The sequence below is a fragment of the Ureibacillus sp. FSL E2-3493 genome (assembly GCF_038077515.1).
Classification (GTDB): domain Bacteria; phylum Bacillota; class Bacilli; order Bacillales_A; family Planococcaceae; genus Ureibacillus; species Ureibacillus halotolerans.
In genome coordinates this window covers 75,484-93,107 of sequence record NZ_JBBOPK010000001.1, presented here as the reverse complement: position 1 = coordinate 93,107, position 17,624 = coordinate 75,484, and the positions used below count along the sequence as shown (strand labels likewise).

General features: G+C 33.9%; 14 protein-coding genes. 4 read left to right on the top strand and 10 right to left on the bottom strand.

The genetic code is table 11. The annotated features are described in order from the left end of the window. Window positions 1–9: 9 nt before the first annotated feature. Window positions 10–429, top strand: coding sequence for a universal stress protein (locus MHH69_RS00400; RefSeq protein WP_122971992.1), 420 nt, complete (start codon window positions 10–12; stop codon window positions 427–429). A gap of 41 nt (window positions 430–470) precedes the next feature. On the opposite strand, the gene MHH69_RS00395 is transcribed toward MHH69_RS00400, so the two are convergent. The 9 genes from MHH69_RS00395 to MHH69_RS00355 all read right to left on the bottom strand — a co-directional run bounded on the left by MHH69_RS00395 (window position 471) and on the right by MHH69_RS00355 (window position 10,154). Continuing rightward, window positions 471–1,484 carry a S66 family peptidase gene (locus MHH69_RS00395; RefSeq protein ID WP_341361450.1) on the bottom strand — a complete coding sequence of 338 codons (1,014 nt, stop codon included), beginning with the start codon at window positions 1,482–1,484 and terminating at the stop codon, window positions 471–473. A gap of 139 nt (window positions 1,485–1,623) precedes the next feature. Beyond that, a complete protein-coding gene (locus MHH69_RS00390; RefSeq protein WP_122971990.1) occupies window positions 1,624–1,989 on the bottom strand; it encodes a hypothetical protein in 366 nt (121 codons plus the stop codon). A 73-nt stretch (window positions 1,990–2,062) separates the two neighbouring features. Continuing rightward, on the bottom strand, window positions 2,063–2,809 hold the full coding sequence (locus MHH69_RS00385; protein WP_122971989.1) for a hypothetical protein: 747 nt from the start codon (window positions 2,807–2,809) through the stop codon (window positions 2,063–2,065). A gap of 151 nt (window positions 2,810–2,960) precedes the next feature. Next, window positions 2,961–4,001: a YkvI family membrane protein gene (locus tag MHH69_RS00380; RefSeq protein WP_122971988.1), complete on the bottom strand. Its 1,041-nt coding sequence runs from the start codon at window positions 3,999–4,001 to the stop codon at window positions 2,961–2,963. A 187-nt stretch (window positions 4,002–4,188) separates the two neighbouring features. After that, window positions 4,189–5,295 (bottom strand): o-succinylbenzoate synthase, encoded by a 1,107-nt coding sequence (menC, locus tag MHH69_RS00375; protein WP_122971987.1) that lies wholly within the window; start codon window positions 5,293–5,295, stop codon window positions 4,189–4,191. Window positions 5,296–5,496: 201 nt separating this feature from the next. Further along, window positions 5,497–6,279: an SDR family oxidoreductase gene (locus tag MHH69_RS00370; protein WP_122971986.1), complete on the bottom strand. Its 783-nt coding sequence runs from the start codon at window positions 6,277–6,279 to the stop codon at window positions 5,497–5,499. 303 nt (window positions 6,280–6,582) lie between these two features. Next, complete coding sequence (locus MHH69_RS00365) at window positions 6,583–7,254, bottom strand: hypothetical protein (protein WP_122971985.1); 672 nt, start codon at window positions 7,252–7,254, stop codon at window positions 6,583–6,585. After that, entirely contained in the window at window positions 7,247–8,122 is an 876-nt protein-coding gene (locus MHH69_RS00360; protein ID WP_122971984.1) for an ABC transporter ATP-binding protein, read from the bottom strand. Before MHH69_RS00360 ends, MHH69_RS00365 begins: the two co-directional genes overlap by 8 nt. Window positions 8,123–8,126: 4 nt before the next feature. Next, the gene (locus MHH69_RS00355) at window positions 8,127–10,154 is read right to left on the bottom strand and encodes a hypothetical protein (RefSeq protein ID WP_122971983.1); all 2,028 of its coding nucleotides are present in this window, start codon (window positions 10,152–10,154) and stop codon (window positions 8,127–8,129) included. A gap of 150 nt (window positions 10,155–10,304) precedes the next feature. On the opposite strand from MHH69_RS00355, the gene MHH69_RS00350 reads away from it, so the two are divergent. Together MHH69_RS00350 and MHH69_RS00345 are read left to right on the top strand one after the other, a co-directional pair. After that, a complete protein-coding gene (locus tag MHH69_RS00350) occupies window positions 10,305–10,706 on the top strand; it encodes a hypothetical protein (RefSeq protein ID WP_341361449.1) in 402 nt (133 codons plus the stop codon). A gap of 1,786 nt (window positions 10,707–12,492) precedes the next feature. Beyond that, a complete protein-coding gene (locus MHH69_RS00345) occupies window positions 12,493–13,662 on the top strand; it encodes an MFS transporter (RefSeq protein ID WP_341361448.1) in 1,170 nt (389 codons plus the stop codon). A gap of 44 nt (window positions 13,663–13,706) precedes the next feature. Here the strand turns inward: MHH69_RS00345 and MHH69_RS00340 are convergent, their stop codons facing one another. After that, window positions 13,707–16,817 (bottom strand): MMPL family transporter, encoded by a 3,111-nt coding sequence (locus MHH69_RS00340; RefSeq protein ID WP_341361447.1) that lies wholly within the window; start codon window positions 16,815–16,817, stop codon window positions 13,707–13,709. A 139-nt stretch (window positions 16,818–16,956) separates the two neighbouring features. Here MHH69_RS00340 and MHH69_RS00335 point away from each other — a divergent pair, with 139 nt between their 5' ends. After that, window positions 16,957–17,532 carry a TetR/AcrR family transcriptional regulator gene (locus tag MHH69_RS00335; protein WP_122971980.1) on the top strand — a complete coding sequence of 192 codons (576 nt, stop codon included), beginning with the start codon at window positions 16,957–16,959 and terminating at the stop codon, window positions 17,530–17,532. Window positions 17,533–17,624 lie beyond the last annotated feature (92 nt).

Genomic DNA, 17,624 nt, shown 5'->3' with positions numbered 1-17,624 from the left:
GGGATTCGCATGTATAAACAGATTTTATTAGCAGCGGATGGTTCTGAAAATGCTGTCCGCGCAACAAAAGAGGCGATAAAAATTGCTTCTTTTCATAAAGATTCTATCATTGATGTAGTTTATGTTGTAGACTTCGAAAAGACGAAGGTAGAAGTATTACATTCCTCATCTAGCGAAGCATTAAACCTAGAACGACGTAAAAAATTATCCAAAATAGAACATCTGTTACGCGAATCAAATATTTCTTATAAGGTGATTATTCTACATGGCACACCAGGACTTGAGATTGTAAAATATGCCAACGAGCAACAAGTTGATTTAGTCGTTATTGGTAGCCGAGGCTTAAACAGCTTACAAGAGATGGTACTAGGTAGTGTTAGTCATAAAGTAATGAAACGAGTAAATTGCCCAGCATTAATAGTAAAATAAATTTCAAAAGGGCGTCTCTAATAGGAGAGGCGCCCTTTTTGTTATATAAATTGTTGTTTTATAATACTACCACTATTATAAACCCTCACTTCTGCGTGGGCCCCATTCACGAAAGTTAGCTGCGGAGGCATATGTCCACAGTCAATGTCATACGCAATTGGTATCGCCAACTCTTCCGCTAGTTCCATATAAACATCTAAAACATGGTAATCATAAATCGTATCATTTGCTTCACTTCTTCCAAACAAAATACCACTACAATTATTAAACCATCCTGCCAATTTCATTTGCACTAATGATCTTCTTAAATCCGTTACATTCAATTGACAGTTTTCTAAATACCAAATGATCGGTTCATTTTGGATAATTTCTTTTTGAAAATGTTGAACATCTCCATATTCTGTTCCAATCAAATGACGTATCACATCGATACAACCTCCAAGTAACCTTCCCTTTATAAACATCGGGGAATTAGAAATCGTTTTCCACTTTGTCGGTTCCGTTAAATGGAAAATCCACTCCGTCGGATAATCATGCTGCCAACGTTCTTGATATTTTTCGGATGGATATTGAATGACCTCTTCTCCCTTTTTTGTAAAAAGCACCTTTTCCCACATGGCCGTCGTTGGGTCTGACATTGGACCGCGCAAATCGATTAAGTTTGTCCCATGGGCCGTTGCAATCCCCGTCTTTAATGTAATCGCAAGGAGCAATACACTTATATCAGAATACCCTAACAACCATTTCGGTTTTATTTGATCAAATTCTATATGCTCCAATATTTCAATTAACAATTCCCCTCCCCATGGGGGAAAAATAAGTTGAATAGAGTCAGCCTGTAACATCGTATTTAGTTCCATTGCTCGAATTTTAGCAGGAGCCGACTTCGCTTTATATTCTGTCCAGCAGGTTTGTCCAATCACAACTTCATATCCCTTTTGTTCCATACGATAAATAGCTTCTTCCAACAATGAATGTTGTTCCATATGTAAACCAGACGAAGGAGCAGTTACTCCCATTTTAACCGGTTCTGTCAGAGATGGATAAATAATCATAATGAAATCCCCATTTCCCCTATCAAAATTTTTCTTGTTTCTTCAACATATTAATTTTCTCCTTTATTTAGGAGTACTTTTTAACAATAAAAAAAGTAGTATTAGAATACCTAACACTACTTTTTAATGTTATTTTCAATTATTGTTCTTCGTCTTCTTCTCCAGGCAATTCATGTCCATTTCCATTCGTTCCATTACCATTCATATCTGCACCGTTTGTTGTACCATTCGTTGTGCCATTTGTATTTCCTTCATTGTTTGTTCCCATGCCATCTTCTGTTTCAAGAGCTTCATCAGCATTATCGTTACCATTACCATCTAATGGTTCATCACCAACTGTGTTGTCATTGTTACCTGTACCATTGTCATTTGCTTCGTCATTTACATCTTCGTTGATGATTTCCTCTTCTTCAACTGCATCATTTTCCTCGGCATTATCATTTCCACAACCAACTAGCACACCTGCTAATAATAATGAAAAAGGAATTAATAAGAATTTTTTCACAGAAATTTCCTCCTTATACTTGATGTATATAGGATGTGTAGTTTTTTGGAGTTTATTCATATTTTTTTACTTTTTATAAAATATTTTCTCCTTGTATTGAAACCGTTTGTCGGACAATGGAAAATTGACGTCCATCCCAAAGTAAAAGGTTTTCAACAATTCCTAATCCATCGGCATGATATTGTCCAGCAATTAATTGCATTGTAAGTAAATAGTATTTACCTGTTCGCGCCAAATCAATTGGGTAAATCCCACTGATTGGATCTACCCAACCTTCTATAGGCTGTTTCAAAGTACCGTCTGCATTATAAATCTCTTCTAAATATTCTTTCCCTTTATATTGCAAATCTAAAATATATTTTTTCTTCGGATTTTCACTTACTACACTTACTTTATATTGATTTTCATATTGTACCGTATAGTTGTGTTGTTCATTAAATTGAATCGAGTCAAAAATTTTCGTCATTCTTCCTTGGATAGAAGTAAAGACATAACTATATAAAATACCACCACTACCACCGGAATCAATCGTTATTAATATATCCTTTACTCCGTTACCTGTTAAATCCCCTAACCATATAGTTGGGTTATAACCAGCATTTTCTGGAAGCGCTATATGCTGAAATTGGTTAGTATGGCCATTTCTTATTGTCAGCGTTATATTCCTTAAAAAAGGACTATCGGGCTCTTTCGTACCTGTCAGGTATACCCAATCAGGAAATCTGTCCCCGGTTACATCGCCGAATTCACTTGCTACTATTTGTTGATTAGAAGCAGTTGGCACATATTGTACCGCTCTTCTCCACTGAAAATTATTCATCCTCATTCTCCCTTACTTAGTTGGAATAAACAATAATCCAAAGAACATTCATTATTCTCTCTCTTATTTAATGTTCAACAGTAAGGAAAAGTACCATTCCAAATAATCCGGTTGCCATAATTTCAGTGAAGTATTCAATACGTTTAAAACGCTACTCTTTACTCGCCCTTGAAAAAAGAATGGCTAAAATAAGAGCAAACCCTAAATAGCCCATTAACGAATAGACTTTTCCTACCAATGTTGTAAAACCAACAAAACTTGCCATAAAGCCAATGGCACCTATTAATATGACAGACGGCTTATAAATAGGATCCTTTGGCGGAATGAAACGAATAATAAAGGAATAGAGAAGACCTACTGCTGTATTGTAAATCATCCCTAACAAAGCAAATGCCATTAAGAACCCTAATAACGGATGTATGTTTTTAGCAATTTCTAATATAGGCATTTCTGTACCGGACACGATATCCATTTTTGCAAACATAGCTACATTAATAAGTAAAATTAACATTCCAAGCATTAGCCCACCAATGATTCCCCCTGCTCCAGCCACTCTTCTTGTTGATGCTGTACGACCAATAACTGTTAGCATCGCGACGCTGGTAGCGATATTATAAGATACATAAAGCAAAGCACCCATCAGCCAGTTTGGGGCTGCTATTGGTTGATGTTGGGCTAATATATTTTGTTCAGCAAAGGATAAATCCATTGTAAGGATGGAATAGATTGCAATAATCAACATGATTGCCATTAAATATGGGGTTGCTACTGCTATGACACTAATAATACTTTTCACATTGAGCATTAACGTCAAAACGGTTAACGCTACCATGAGCAAACTTCCTATAAAGGGGTCAAACCCTAACATTTGCTTTACCGTTGAAGCAGCACCGGCGAACATAGCCACAACTAACGCAAATAAAAAGAACGTGATGAGAAAGTCCAAAATCGTACCGAAAGTCCGACCCGCTATATGATATACAACCTCTTTATGGGAAGTAGTTTGTAACTCATATCCTAATTGTGCTATACACATTCCTAAATAAGAAAATCCAATTGTGGCAACAATTGCTCCAACAATACCGTATATCCCAAACCCCGTGAAAAATTGCATGATTTCTTGTCCAGAAGCGAAACCCCCACCAACAACTAGTCCAACAAAAGCTCCACCTATTTGAAAACTTTTTTTCACCAATTCCCTCATTTCTAAAATTGGACAATTACCTAGGATATAGGTAATCTTATATTTCTATGAACAAGCTCTCAATATATGGATATGATTTCTTTTCTTATTCATACGTCTTTATACTCGTTTTATGTTATTCAAAATTCGACGAAAAAAATCCGAAAACAACTCATGAATTGTTTTCGGACGAAGATTACCGATATATTTTTGTCGCAATTGTATATTGATTAATTATATCTATATTTGGCTCATAACCTATTCCTACCTTTTGAGGTACTAGAATGCAACCATCTTCTACTACGACTTCCGGATTTATAATATCTTGCTCCCAATAATGGTTGGAGCCTGCTGTATCACCTGGCATTACAAAGTTAGAAAGGGATGTGAGTGCGATATTATGCGCACGACCAATACCGGATTCTAACATTCCTCCGCACCAAACTGGAATATTTTTTTCTTCACAATAATCGTGAATTTTTTTCGCTTCAGTAATACCTCCAACACGCCCAATTTTAATATTGATGACGCCACAACTGCCTAACTCGATAGCTTTTTTCGCATCTTCTAATGAATTGATACTTTCATCTAAACAAATAGGTGTTTTAATTTGTTTTTGAAGTTTCGCATGGTCAATAATGTCATCATATGCAAGGGGTTGTTCAATCATTGTTAAGTTAAATTCATCCAGTTGCTTTAGTAACTTTACATCTTTTAAGCTATAAGCTGAGTTGGCATCTGCCATCAATGGTACATCGGGGAAATGTTCCCGTAATGAGCGGATTATCTCGATATCCCTGCCAGGTTTAATTTTCACTTTAATTCGTTTATAACCATCTTTAATCGCACGATCTACTACTTCGATTTGTTTTTCAATCGTTTCTTGAATTCCTATACTAATTCCCACTTCAATTTTATCTTTTTTACCACCTAATGCCTGAGCCAATGACTGATTCGTCTGTTGTGTATAAATATCCCAAATTGCCCCTTCTATAGCTGATTTAGCCATATTATTTTTTCTAATTCCTTTAAGCAAATCCGTTATATTATCTGGATGGTGTATTTCTTTATTTAAAAGAAGAGGGATGATGAAATCCTCTAACATATGCCAATTTGTTTTCAAAGTTTCTTCTGTATACCAAGGTGCATCAAATGCTACTGATTCGCCCCATCCAATTGTTCCCTTTTCTTCTTTTACTTCTAACAATAAAAACTCTTTGTCATGAAACGTTCCAAAACTCGTTGAGAATGGATTTTTTAATCTCATTTTTAGATGACGTATAATAACTTCCTTAATTTTCAATGGAATCCTCTTCTCTTTCATTGTCTTTTATCTATAAACTCCCTAAAATGGTTATCTCTCAACTATCATACCACCGCTTTTTATGCTCTTTAAAGTTTCAACTATTTAAGAATCTCTTTAAGTATTATAAAAATAAAAACGTCCCATTCATGCAAAGTTGCAATCGAATGGGACGATTCATTCATTGATTAATAATCCATATTAATATTTATAAGATTGACCACCATCAATAGGTATAACAGCAGCATTAATGAAGTTAGCTTGATCAGATAGTAGGAACGCTACTAAGTAACCAACTTCTTCAGGTTTTCCAAAACGTTTCATTGGATTCGGTTGAACAAATTGTTTTCCTACTTCTTCCCAGTTTTCTGGATCGATTTGTTTCAATGACCCTTCTACCATAGGCGTCATAATCGCACCTGGAGCAATAGCTTTAATCGATACACCAAATTGACCGTATTCTATACCAGAGTTACGAGTTAACCCAACGACACCATGTTTACTAGCAGCATAACCCGATTGGTTACCTACTCCACGAATACCACCAACAGATGCAGTATTCACTACTGAACCATAACCTTGTTCTTTCATAACTTTTAAAACATATTTTAATCCGTAGAATACACCGTTTAAGTTAATGCTTACTACTTTTTCAAATTCATCACTACCGAAGTCTTCTGTTAAGTTTTGTTTTCCTTCTATACCTGCATTATTAAAGAAACCGTCAATTTTACCAAAGGTTTCAACCGTTTTATTTACATAGTTTTGCACTGCTTGTTCATCAGCCACATTCGCAGTAATAAGTAATATTTCTGCCTTTGGTGCTACTTCTAAAATTTTTGCTTTTGTATCTTCAAGACCTTTTTCATTTAAGTCAACTAAAGATAATTTTGCCCCTTCTTTAGCGACTTGAAGAGCCGCTGCTTGCCCTAATCCAGAACCTGCTCCAGTAATAAGTACAACTTTTTCTTCAAATCGATTCATATGAAAGACTCCCTTATGCTTTTTAAATTTAATATCTCGAATTCGAAATATTATAATTCTAATTTATACCTCATTTTTTTATCTGTCAAAACATAGGCTCTGTTTTTATACTTTCAATAACTAGTATAGAGCCTATTAAAAAATTTATACAAGTAGATATGTAACATTACATTTTTTATTAGAAGATATCTTCTACTACAATAAGCAAGCCCTGACCTTTTACTACTCGTAAAAAATCAGGGCATTTTATTTTAAGTTTTCCAATCTAAATTTAGAACTACCCATTATTAGGAAATTCTACTCCTATATGTAAAACTTATTATTTTTAAAGACTTTTAATTGAGATTGCTTTGCTAGTAGCAAATGTCCAATAACCGTACATACAATACTTAGCACTAAATTTATAGTTGAAGAAAGGATTACTTCATCAAATGCTAAAGGACTATCATTAAAGAACATGACATGAAATAAAGGGATAATTTGTCCCCCAGTTAAATATTCGGTGGAAACATATGATCCGATAATCACAATCGGAATAGTAACTTTTTTAAAACAAATGATAAACAAGAATGCTACTGAAATATAAAATATCGATTCAGATAAATATTGCAACAAAAGTACAAAGAAGTTAGCATCAGGAAATCTAAATGTCAAGGCAGCACAACAAATTAATATGAATAAGAAATAAATAAAGCAGAAGATACTAACCCTAAATAAACCATGCTCTAATGCAGTAACTGGATAGCTGTAAAACAAATCCCTTCCATCCTCTTCAAAATAATCAAAGTATAAAAAAATAACCCACCAGGCTGAAAAAGGAGCAATTAAAAACTCCATTTGCGTAAGAAGGAAGAAAGACAGTTCTTTTTCTCCCATCACATATTGGATAAAGAAAACGATAAAAAAGACTAAAGGGAAATAAAATGCATAACCCATTGCTTTTACTTCAAAAAATAAATCTATTTTCCTAAACATGAGTTAAGTTCCTTTTAGTTATATATAGATAGGTATCTTCGAGACAAGTATCGACAGTTCTAGCATTATTAATAGAAGCTTCAGAAAAGAAACGTACCAAATAACGGTTGTTAAGTTGTTTAATGGATATAATATCTTCTTCTTTTATAGGGATAGGTGAATCAAATGGAACATCCATTTCAAAAACAAGTCCCTTTGTCATTTCAGCAAGTTTATTCCTTGTACCCGTTTGTAATATCTTTCCTTCCTTCATAATAGCAATATGGTCACATGTTGACTCTAAGTCCTCAACAATATGGGTTGAAATAATGATAATTCTGTTTTCACCAATTTTCCGAAGGAGTCTGCAGAAACGAACTCTTTCCTCAATATCAAGTCCGGCTGTTGGTTCATCTACTATAATAATCTGGGGATTACCTAATAAGGCTTGTGCAATCCCAAGCCTCCGAAGCATACCACCTGAAAGGTTCTTTACCTTTTTCGTTTTTTGTTCAGATAAATTAACTGATTGAAGGATAGAATTTATTGCCTCACTTCTAACTTTTTTTCCCCTAATACCTTTCAAAATGGCAAAATGGTTCATTACTTCCTCCACTTTAAGAGATCTGTAAATTGAAAAATGTTGAGGAAGATAACCTAACCGTTCACGAACTTCAGATGGTTCGTTCCAAGAAAGGTCATCTTCATCAATTCTTATGATGCCACTATCAGGTATGTCTAGAGTTGCCAACAACTTCATTAAAGTTGTCTTCCCAGCCCCATTAGGACCTAAAAGTCCGAAGGTTCCACGAATTTCAAGAGAAACATGATCTAGAGCACGCTTGGATCCAAAACTTTTAGTAATATCCTTTACAATAATTGATTTCAATTTTCTATACTCCCTTGTATTTTTCTAATAATTTATAAACATTTTCCCAAGAAGAATTATTATTTTTCATTAAATTATACCAATCTTTAACAAATAGTTGTTTCTCCTCTATAGCATCATTTTCCATCAACCAGTCTGATAAAGCATATAAAACTTCTTTTTTCTGTCCTTGTGATGAAACATTTTTATACCAATCTAAAAAATTCCCTTCATCTTTTATATTGTGAATCTGATTATATAAATAACAATACATTAAGTCGAATGCGCGAAATACATCCCTATCTTCTACTTCAATATCTTCATATTTCCATGAAATAGCTGGAAATAGCCAATAAGTAAAATAGGCAGGGGAATCAATATACCAAGATGAATTGGAATAACTAAAAATTAGTGTTTCAGGTGTATACCAGACCATTTCCTCCATTGAATTGTCTGAAGTAGATAGTGTAGGAGCCTTCCAAACCTGCTTTGGATAAGTTAGGTTTTCGATTCCTAAATTATTTGATACATAATTCAAAAGCATTATTGTAGAATCTTTCATTTCGTTATAATGGTTACCTTTAATATCACTTGGATATACAAGTTGCACGTCTTCAACACTACGCTCTTGAAGTTCACCAGAAAGGAGAGAAAGTCCTGTCGAGGAAGTTCCCTTGAACTGTCCTGGCTTTACTTCAGGTATATTTGTATAAAGGGGCTCTCTTCCTTCATAATTTAAGACAAATTCAGTCGGATATTTTAACTGGTGGTTGTTTCTTACAAGAGTTCCGTATGAATCTACTTCAAAAGAAGGAGAGGCATCTACAGATGGCAACCAATTAAAGTAATAAGGAAGATAGATTGCCCGATTATTAGCGTAAAACAAAGACGAACTAGTTCCTTCATAAGTAATAGTAAGTTTAATTGATTCATCTTGGCCCCACTTTTCTGTTAAGGGTATTGTTACTAAATCCTTATCTCTTTTAATCTGAACTATTTTTCCGTTAACTAACAATTCTTTAACCTTAAAATCATGATACAGAGATAGCGTCAATTCATTCAGCTCGCCTTGATTGTTTATAAGTTCCATATTCACAGTTGTTTTAAGCAAACGGTTAATCTCTAAATTAATTTCGTAGGACAAGGCGTGTATATCTAGCGATTTGGCCTCTGGCTGTTCCTTCTGATAATACAAAAATTCTACTAGCTCTCTTGAAATCTCTTCGTCCTGTGCCGTTATATATAGTTGTCTATCAAGCGAAAGCCCATAGCAAATGACTAAAAGTAGAATAAAAGAAAATGCAATCAATTTAGAAAAGGTTTTTCTTTTAATGATTGAATAAGTTTTATAAAGTGCAATTAGTAGAAAGACTATCAAAGTAACAATCCAAACAAAATGTTTTAACCAATAAAACCAATCAATCGAAAGTCCATATAATCCATTGTATACACCACTTGGATTTGGTTCTCCTAAATTAAGCCAACGTGCCAATGTTGTAAGGTGAATTCCTAAAAAGGATGTATTAATTGGACCTATAAGTCCCCATGCAATTAGTGCTAACGGGAATGCCAATCTTCCCTTTATCCAAATGGCAATTAATATCCCAATAAAATAGGAAATGAAAAAAGTAATACAAAAATAGAGGAGCATATAAAAAATGGCACTAATAAAGATATGATTAAATGCGAACCCTTGAACTAGATAATAAATTAAATAGAAAACGTAGAATATTATTGTAAAGAATAAAGACAATAATAGTCCAAATAACAGTTTTCCAATTAGGTTGAAGAGCATTCCTCTTTCAATCGTTGAATATAGGTCCTCTAAATGATGCCGATGATCTAGTTGTACTAATATTATCCCAAATAAAATAAAAGCTAATATCCCAGCCTGGACTAAAAAGCTAGTTGACGTTAAAACATCACCAGGTGAAGAAATATCAGACAAGGCTAAATATTCGTAAGCTAAAAATCCAACTAACAGTAACCAAAAAATGGGCTGCCTGCTAAATTGTAAAAAAATTATGTAAATAAAGTTTAATAATTTCCCCAAGATAATACCTCCTACATTTCCTAAAATTATTTTATATTACAAATTTACAAATTACTACAAGATATTGTAAAATTATGTTATATTTTATTTGTAATAATTACCAATAAAGTTTTTTTTTAAGATTTTATAGGGTAAATAGGAGGAGATTGTATGGAAAAGAGAAAAAATTTAAAAAGAAAAAAAGTAGCTGGTAGTATTCTCACTTTTGGTACATTAATGTTTTTTTCGTTTAATGCCTATGCAGCATCATCAACCGCAGTAGTGTCTAGCAGCGATTCAGATCATTCTGGAAGTCAGGTTTGGTGTGGAGATAACATAATGGACTTATTTTGGGCTGAAAATAATAGTTATATTAACTATTATGCTTATATAATGCAAGAGGTTACAGGTATAAACAAATCTGTACATACACGGACAATCGGTGACTATCAACAAGTAGAATCGCAAGATATTTATATAAATGAAGATGATTACTATTATGCTAGAGCCAAATGGACAGGTGAAGCAGGGCTTAAGTATTTACAAGGAAGAGCAGGAATAATAAGTGAATAATATGGTTCCATATATTGTTTCTTAATTTCTAAAACAAATTTACATGTCTGTCTAATGCCAAGTCACCTTTAAAATATAGTGAACTTGGCATTATTTATTATGTTATGATTAAAGGATATTAAAAAACAATCTTTAAACTCCATATAATTAAAGTTGAATCAGTATTTTGATTTCCTACATCAGATACTTCCAACATTTAAAAATCATAATCATTTGCTAATTATTAGTAAGTGTCCATACTACCCTTAGTTATCTTGGTCATAATTGCTATTTTATTTCCCTAAAAACTAAATGCCTAATGATAGTCAAAAAATTATTGTAGTCCTATTGAGGAATTATAAAGCTTGGCTTAATCACCCTGTAAAATTACTTCCTTGTCTTCCTTTTAGTAAAATCTAAAATATGGCTAAAGAGATTGTATTACTCATTTGGTTATTGATTTCGGTCACAAAATTTTAGTCTTATTTTTTCCATAACTAAAATAAGTTGTTCAAGTAATCATCATCTGTTATAAGTAAAAATGCTTAATATGTATAGTGATCGGAGACAACTATCTCATATCTCCAAAATGTCAAATTAAAATGCATCAAAGAAATGTCAACAGGCAGCTACTCTTTTAATAAAAGAATAACTGCCTTTTTAAACTAAAAATCTATTCTTTTATTTTCAGGTCACTTACCTAACTACTTATTCTATCCTTCCTAGACACTCTCCCAATTTTCTATAAAATAGACTTTCTCCTCCCAATCTCATATTTATTTTGAAGCATATTTTCCCTCTAATGGCTATATGTCCATTAACAAAATCTATTAAGCGAATATTATGTTAAAGAAAAGGAGGTGAAGAAATAAGTTGTAATTTTAATTAGCTTCCATCATTTTCAGTTCATTGATTTTCTAAACAAACCCAATTTCAAAACTAGACTTAAGTTAATAAATGTAATGGAATCTCTTTAAAAAATATTAGAAAATAAAACTGAAAAAGTAAAAAGCTAAAATAAACCTTTTACACGTTAAGCTACATTAGGTAGATTCATTTTTAATAGCAAAAAACGTTTTGCATCATCTTTCCCCTCAATTATGGAATTTGTCATTTAAATCGGACTTCGAAATGTGTTTATAGCACACTGCTTTATGAAGGGTGTTTTTAATAGAAAATGTCTTTGCTAGAATCCTCGCAGATGCAATTCAAAATTACTTGGTCGAGATCAAGGGTAAAAAAATTGTCTAGGTGGGAAGGCAATGATTTGAAAGTATCATTGTAACGTAATTGCAAATGCTAGTATTTTTAAGTAAAGAACATTTACTAATGTGAAAAGTAATGGAATCCGAATTCCATTCGTACCCAAAACTATTCCGATGAGTCATTCTGAGAAAATTTGTCTTTTGATCTCTCATTTAATTAAAACTCACTGCTTTACTTTCATATAATTGCTTCTTCAATCCATTTGTAATAGCTACTTCTGATGAGATAAGGAAGACTAATATGTTTTGAATGGATGCTTTCCTAAAGTCACCATAAACTACTTACATCTCGGTAAGTACTTAATTTTAAATTTTATGTCTATGAAAATAGGCACTGCTCTATTTAATATTTCGCTTAATGTTTCTTCCACTAATCCATTATTACACCGATCATTTAATGCCTATTAGAACGGAACTAGTAGGCATTCTTTTTATTTTCATCATATTTTGAACATAGAACTGAAATAGTTGACTTCCTTACATAGATAAGGTTTATTTTTTGTATGTACAAATTTCCGGTTTTAGTTTAAAGGAGTTTCTTTATGAATCCAGGAGTATCAAAGATGACTTTAGTCATATTATTAAGCAATTTATTCATTTCTTTCATTGGTATAGGACTAGTAATCCCTGTTATGCCAACGATTATGAATGAGATGGCACTGAGTGGTTCTATTATGGGTTATATGGTGGCTGCCTTTGCCCTAGCTCAGCTTATTGTATCTCCTATTACTGGCAAATGGACAGACCAGTTCGGTCGGAAAAAGGTTCTTATGATTGGCCTTATCCTATTCAGTATTTCAGAACTACTATTCGGCTTAGGAAAGACCGTTGAAATGTTATTTCTCTCCCGTATACTAGGTGGGATAAGTGGGGCCTTTATTATGCCTGCAGTTACAGCTTTTATAGCGGATATTACGACAGAAAGAGCGCGTCCAAAGGCACTTGGATATATGTCAGCTGCGATAAATACAGGGTTTATTATCGGACCTGGTATTGGTGGATTTTTAACAGAATTCGGTACACGGACGCCCTTTTTCATTGCTGCCCTTTTAGCATGTATCGCTGCCACTATCTCTTTCCTCTTTTTGAAGGAACCAACAACGAGGGAATCTATTGAGGCAACTGGGGATAAGATCCCGACTGGAATAAAACGAATTTTTGTTCCAATGTATTTTTTCGCTTTCCTGTTACTATTTTTTAGTTCCTTTAGTTTAGCATCATTCGAATCTTTATTTAGCTTATTTGTCGACCATAAATTTAACTTTACACCTAAAGATATAGCGATTCTCGTAACGGGGGGCGGACTTTTCGGTGCCCTTGCCCAAGTAATCTTATTCGATCCACTTACGAAAAAGTTAGGTGAAATAGGATTAGTAACATACAGTTTAATTGTCTCAGCACTATTGGTTTTTAGTATGACTGTTGTAAATACTTATTGGTCCGTAATGCTCACATCATGTATTGTTTTTATCGGTTTTGATTTAATTCGCCCTGCTATTACGTCCTACTTATCCAAACACGCTGGTAATGAACAAGGCTTTGTCGGTGGTATGAATTCGATGTTTACTAGTCTTGGAAATATAATGGGACCGATGATTGGTGGAATGTTGTTCGATATTAATTTTAACTATCCCTATTACTTTGCTACGATCGTTTTAGTAATCGGCATTATCTTTTCCCTTTTCTGGAAAAGTCCATTATCTTCTAAATGAAAAATGACTCCATTTCGGTTTTTTCCGAATAGGAGTCATCTTTTTTATTGTTTTTTTCTTGTAAACAAATTTTTTGTTTTTTCAGTAAGCCCCATTACTGCCGGCATAAAGACCGGTAGCATGATAAAGCTTAGTAACACAAGACCAACTAACACTAAAATGGCTACTTGCATTAATGTCACAATACCAGAAGGAATTAACGCTGCAAAAGTCCCACCTAAAATAAGTGCGGCAGATAAAACTACTCCACCTATATGTTTTGCCGCATCAATAATTGCTACACTACCCTTATCTTCTAACTCATGATATCTCATCATAAGAAAAATACTATAGTCAACACCTAGGGTTACGATCATGATAAAACTAAAGAATGGTACATTCCAACTTAATATACTTTGACCTAGAATCGTTTCGCTCAATAATTCAGAAAGGCCAAGGGAAGTATAGTAAGCTAATATAAGTGACGCAATAATAATCAAAGGTTGCCAAATTGAGCGGGTAATCACGAATAAGACAATGGCAATACCAATCATCATAATTGCGATTGTACGAGTAAAGTCGCCACTTGAGACTTGTTGTAAATCTACATTCGCTGCTGATTTACCACCAAGGGCAATTTCTGCATCACTAAAGCTTAAGCTTTTCGATGTCGCTTTAATTTGTTCATCAATATCTTCAATTACTTTCATTGCTTCTTTTGAATATGGATTAACATCTAAAATAATCATCATTTTCGTTGTTTTTTGATCATCTGACATATACATATTCAAACTTTCTTTGAACTCTTCTCCATCTAACACTTCCTGTGGAATGTAAAATACGCTATTTGAATCTGAGCTACTAACTTCTCTTAAATATTCCCGGGCATCTAATAAGCCATCTCCAATTTCAGATAATCCGTCAGTACTTTGAGCTAATCCATCTTGCAATAATTTCATTTTGTCTTGAAGTTCAGTTAAACCATCTTGTAATTGTTTTTGACCTTCATTAACAGTTGATAATCCAGTTTGTAATTCACTTGTTTGAGAATTAATTGTATTAACTCCATCTACACCTGATTCAAGACCTGTAGCTAAAGTATTGGCACCAGATTGTAATTGTCCTACTCCAGACTCCACCTGTTCCAAGCCACCTGTAATTTGAGCAAACGAAGCATTTGCCTCTTTAAAAGATTCTACCGCTAAATTATATTGAGGTGTTAGCTCTTGTAGCTTAACTTCCAATTGAGATAGTTGATCTTTTGCAGCTTTTGCTGTTCCTATAACGGTTTGTACATTGACATCTGAAGCCAATTCCGGCTTTGAAGCAACTAATGCATTCATGGATTGTTCAATTGCCGCATAGCCTTGTTTTGCACTTGTTATTGCACTATTCATCGAAGTAAACAACTCATTGAATTGACTAAATCCTTGCGCAAGCTCTCCATAACCCGTTTGTAACTGGGAAGCACCTGTTCTTAGTTCACTAACACTTTGCTTCAACGTATTTAAACCATTTGCTAAATCCGTTGCGCCTTTAGCACCCTTTTCATATCCACCAGCTACTTGGTTTAAAGCATCAGAAAGTTGACCTACCCCTTGTTCCATTTGAGCCGTTCCGTCAATTAACTGCTGTACACTATCAAAGCTATTCTCATCGACTTTGCCAAGTTCAGATTCTGCATCTGAAAGGCCGTCATGAATTGTACCTAGCCCTTCCTGTGCAGTTCCTAAGCCTTCATTTAATGTATTTGTTTGTTCTTTAATATATAAATCTTCTATCTTTTCTCCTGCTGGGCGAGTAACTGAATAAACTTGTGAAACACCATCTACTTTTGAAATCACTTCCGCCAACTGATCTATATCTTGCAATCCTGTTTGGGTTGCAAGCGAATCTTTCGATTGTATCACTAAATTAGTCGGTGATGAAAATCCAGAAGGAAAATGATCTTCGATTACAGAAATTGCTTGTTTCGATTCATACTCATCACTAATTTCTACTAAATCATCATAATTTAGTTCCCCTGTATATTTAATAATAAATGGTAAACATAAAACTGCGATAATCACTAATGCTGCAATCGGTCTGAAATAGGAATGCTTCGATAAAAACTGCCATAACTTGTTTTCACTATGACCATTAACGTTTTTTGCTGGCCAAAACATTTTAATGCCAAATAGCGCCATAAAGAATGGATTTAATGTGATTAAAACGAACAATAAAACAGCTACTCCAATGGCTACCGCTGATGTCGCTTGATACAATTTAAATTCCGCTAAATATAGAGCCATAAAACCGATGAATACCGCAATACCACTATAAACGACAGTTCTACCGGCTGTTTTATAAGTTTCCGTAATAGCTTTTAAAACCGGGAGACCTTTCCCCAGTTCTTCTTTAAAACGTGTATATAAAAGAATGTTGTAATCCGTTCCAATTCCAAACAAAATGACAATTAAAAATACTTGGGTAAAGTTTGAAAATGGAAAGTTGAATTTATCAACTAATTGCGCAACAATACCTAACGATACAATATAGGAAACTCCTACTGTTATAAGAGAAATTAACGGTACAACTGGTGATCGGAAAACTAATATTAATACAGCTAAAATGAACACAATCGCGATAACTTCGGTTTTCTTAATTCCTGCTTGTGATGATTTAGCAAAGTCATCCAGTACGATGTCTGTACCTGTATAATAGGAATCTACTGATTGTACTTCCGTTTTATCACGTAAAGCTTGTGCTACCTCTTCCACTGTTCCCTGATTATGATTAACATAAATTTGGGTTAAAATCGTCGTACCATCTTCAGAAACGAGTTGTTTTTTAGTTTCTTCACTATCGGAATGGGTCAACATATCGGTAATACCTAGTTCATCACGATCGGCCTTTAACGACTGTATAACTTCTTCAATTTCGTTAAGCTGGGTATCATTTAAAGCTTTATCACTTCCACTAGTAAAAACAGCGATAAACTGATATGTTTCCGTTCCTCCATCCTCCATTTCGGTTAATAGTTCTGATGCTATTTTACTTTGCGTATAAGCTGGAATATCAGTTTGACCTTTTTCCCGTACTAGTAAATCCAAATTCGGCATCGTTACAATCATTATAGTGGAAATAATTACCCAAATAACGAACGATACAGTACGTACATTCAGCCATTTTTTCAAAATAGATCACCTTTCTTTTATCATTCATTTCTTATTCTCTTTATTCAAAAACCTATCTATTACCCTACCATGGCAATATGGATTACAATATAGACAATTAGGGGCAAACTGTTTAAAAAAATGAAAATGAGGTTGGATAATGAGACATAGTGATGAAACGAAAAGAATACTTGCTAATTCATTAAAAGAAATGATGAAATCAAAAGCCATTGAGAAAATTTCCATCCGTGAAATTACGGATAATGCCAATGTCAATCGACAAACATTCTATTATCATTTTGAGGATATTTATGACTTATTGAAGTGGACTTTTCAACAAGAGGCTGTTCAATTGTTAGCAGTTCATAATAGCGCCAAAATTTGGCAAGAAGGTTTACTTCAACTTTTCCACTATCTAGATGATAACCGTACCATTTGCTTAAATGCGCTCCAGTCATTAGGAAGAGGAGATTTAAAACGTTTCTTTTATGCTGACATTCACAACATTTTAGAGCGTGTCGTAAAAGAGCATTGTAATAATTTACAAGCATCTGAACAATATTTATCATTCATTATCCATTTCTATACCATCTCATTAGGTGGTCTTGTGGAAAGCTGGTTAGCAGGAGAAATGGAACAAACCCCTGAAGAAATTATTGAAATGATTGATACATTTATTCAAGATCAACTACGAGGAGCACAAGAACGTATCAAAGGACAAGCTAGTATTTCTTAAGCGACACATTTCCCCCACCTAACCTATATTGAATGACTTCATAGGAAATGTTATATTAATCGCAAGATACTGAAAATTCCAATCTACTAATT

Excerpts from the sequence above, each read along its gene's own strand:
- MHH69_RS00395 (WP_341361450.1), bottom strand. The coding sequence starts at position 1,484 with ATGATTATTTATCCATCTCTGACAGAACCGGTTAAAATGGGAGTAACT.
- MHH69_RS00365 (WP_122971985.1), bottom strand. The coding sequence starts at position 7,254 with ATGTTTAGGAAAATAGATTTATTTTTTGAAGTAAAAGCAATGGGTTAT.
- MHH69_RS00400 (WP_122971992.1), top strand. The coding sequence starts at position 10 with ATGTATAAACAGATTTTATTAGCAGCGGATGGTTCTGAAAATGCTGTC.
- MHH69_RS00335 (WP_122971980.1), top strand. The coding sequence starts at position 16,957 with ATGAGACATAGTGATGAAACGAAAAGAATACTTGCTAATTCATTAAAA.
- MHH69_RS00350 (WP_341361449.1), top strand. The coding sequence starts at position 10,305 with ATGGAAAAGAGAAAAAATTTAAAAAGAAAAAAAGTAGCTGGTAGTATT.
- MHH69_RS00345 (WP_341361448.1), top strand. The coding sequence starts at position 12,493 with ATGAATCCAGGAGTATCAAAGATGACTTTAGTCATATTATTAAGCAAT.
- MHH69_RS00385 (WP_122971989.1), bottom strand. The coding sequence starts at position 2,809 with ATGAATAATTTTCAGTGGAGAAGAGCGGTACAATATGTGCCAACTGCT.
- MHH69_RS00370 (WP_122971986.1), bottom strand. The coding sequence starts at position 6,279 with ATGAATCGATTTGAAGAAAAAGTTGTACTTATTACTGGAGCAGGTTCT.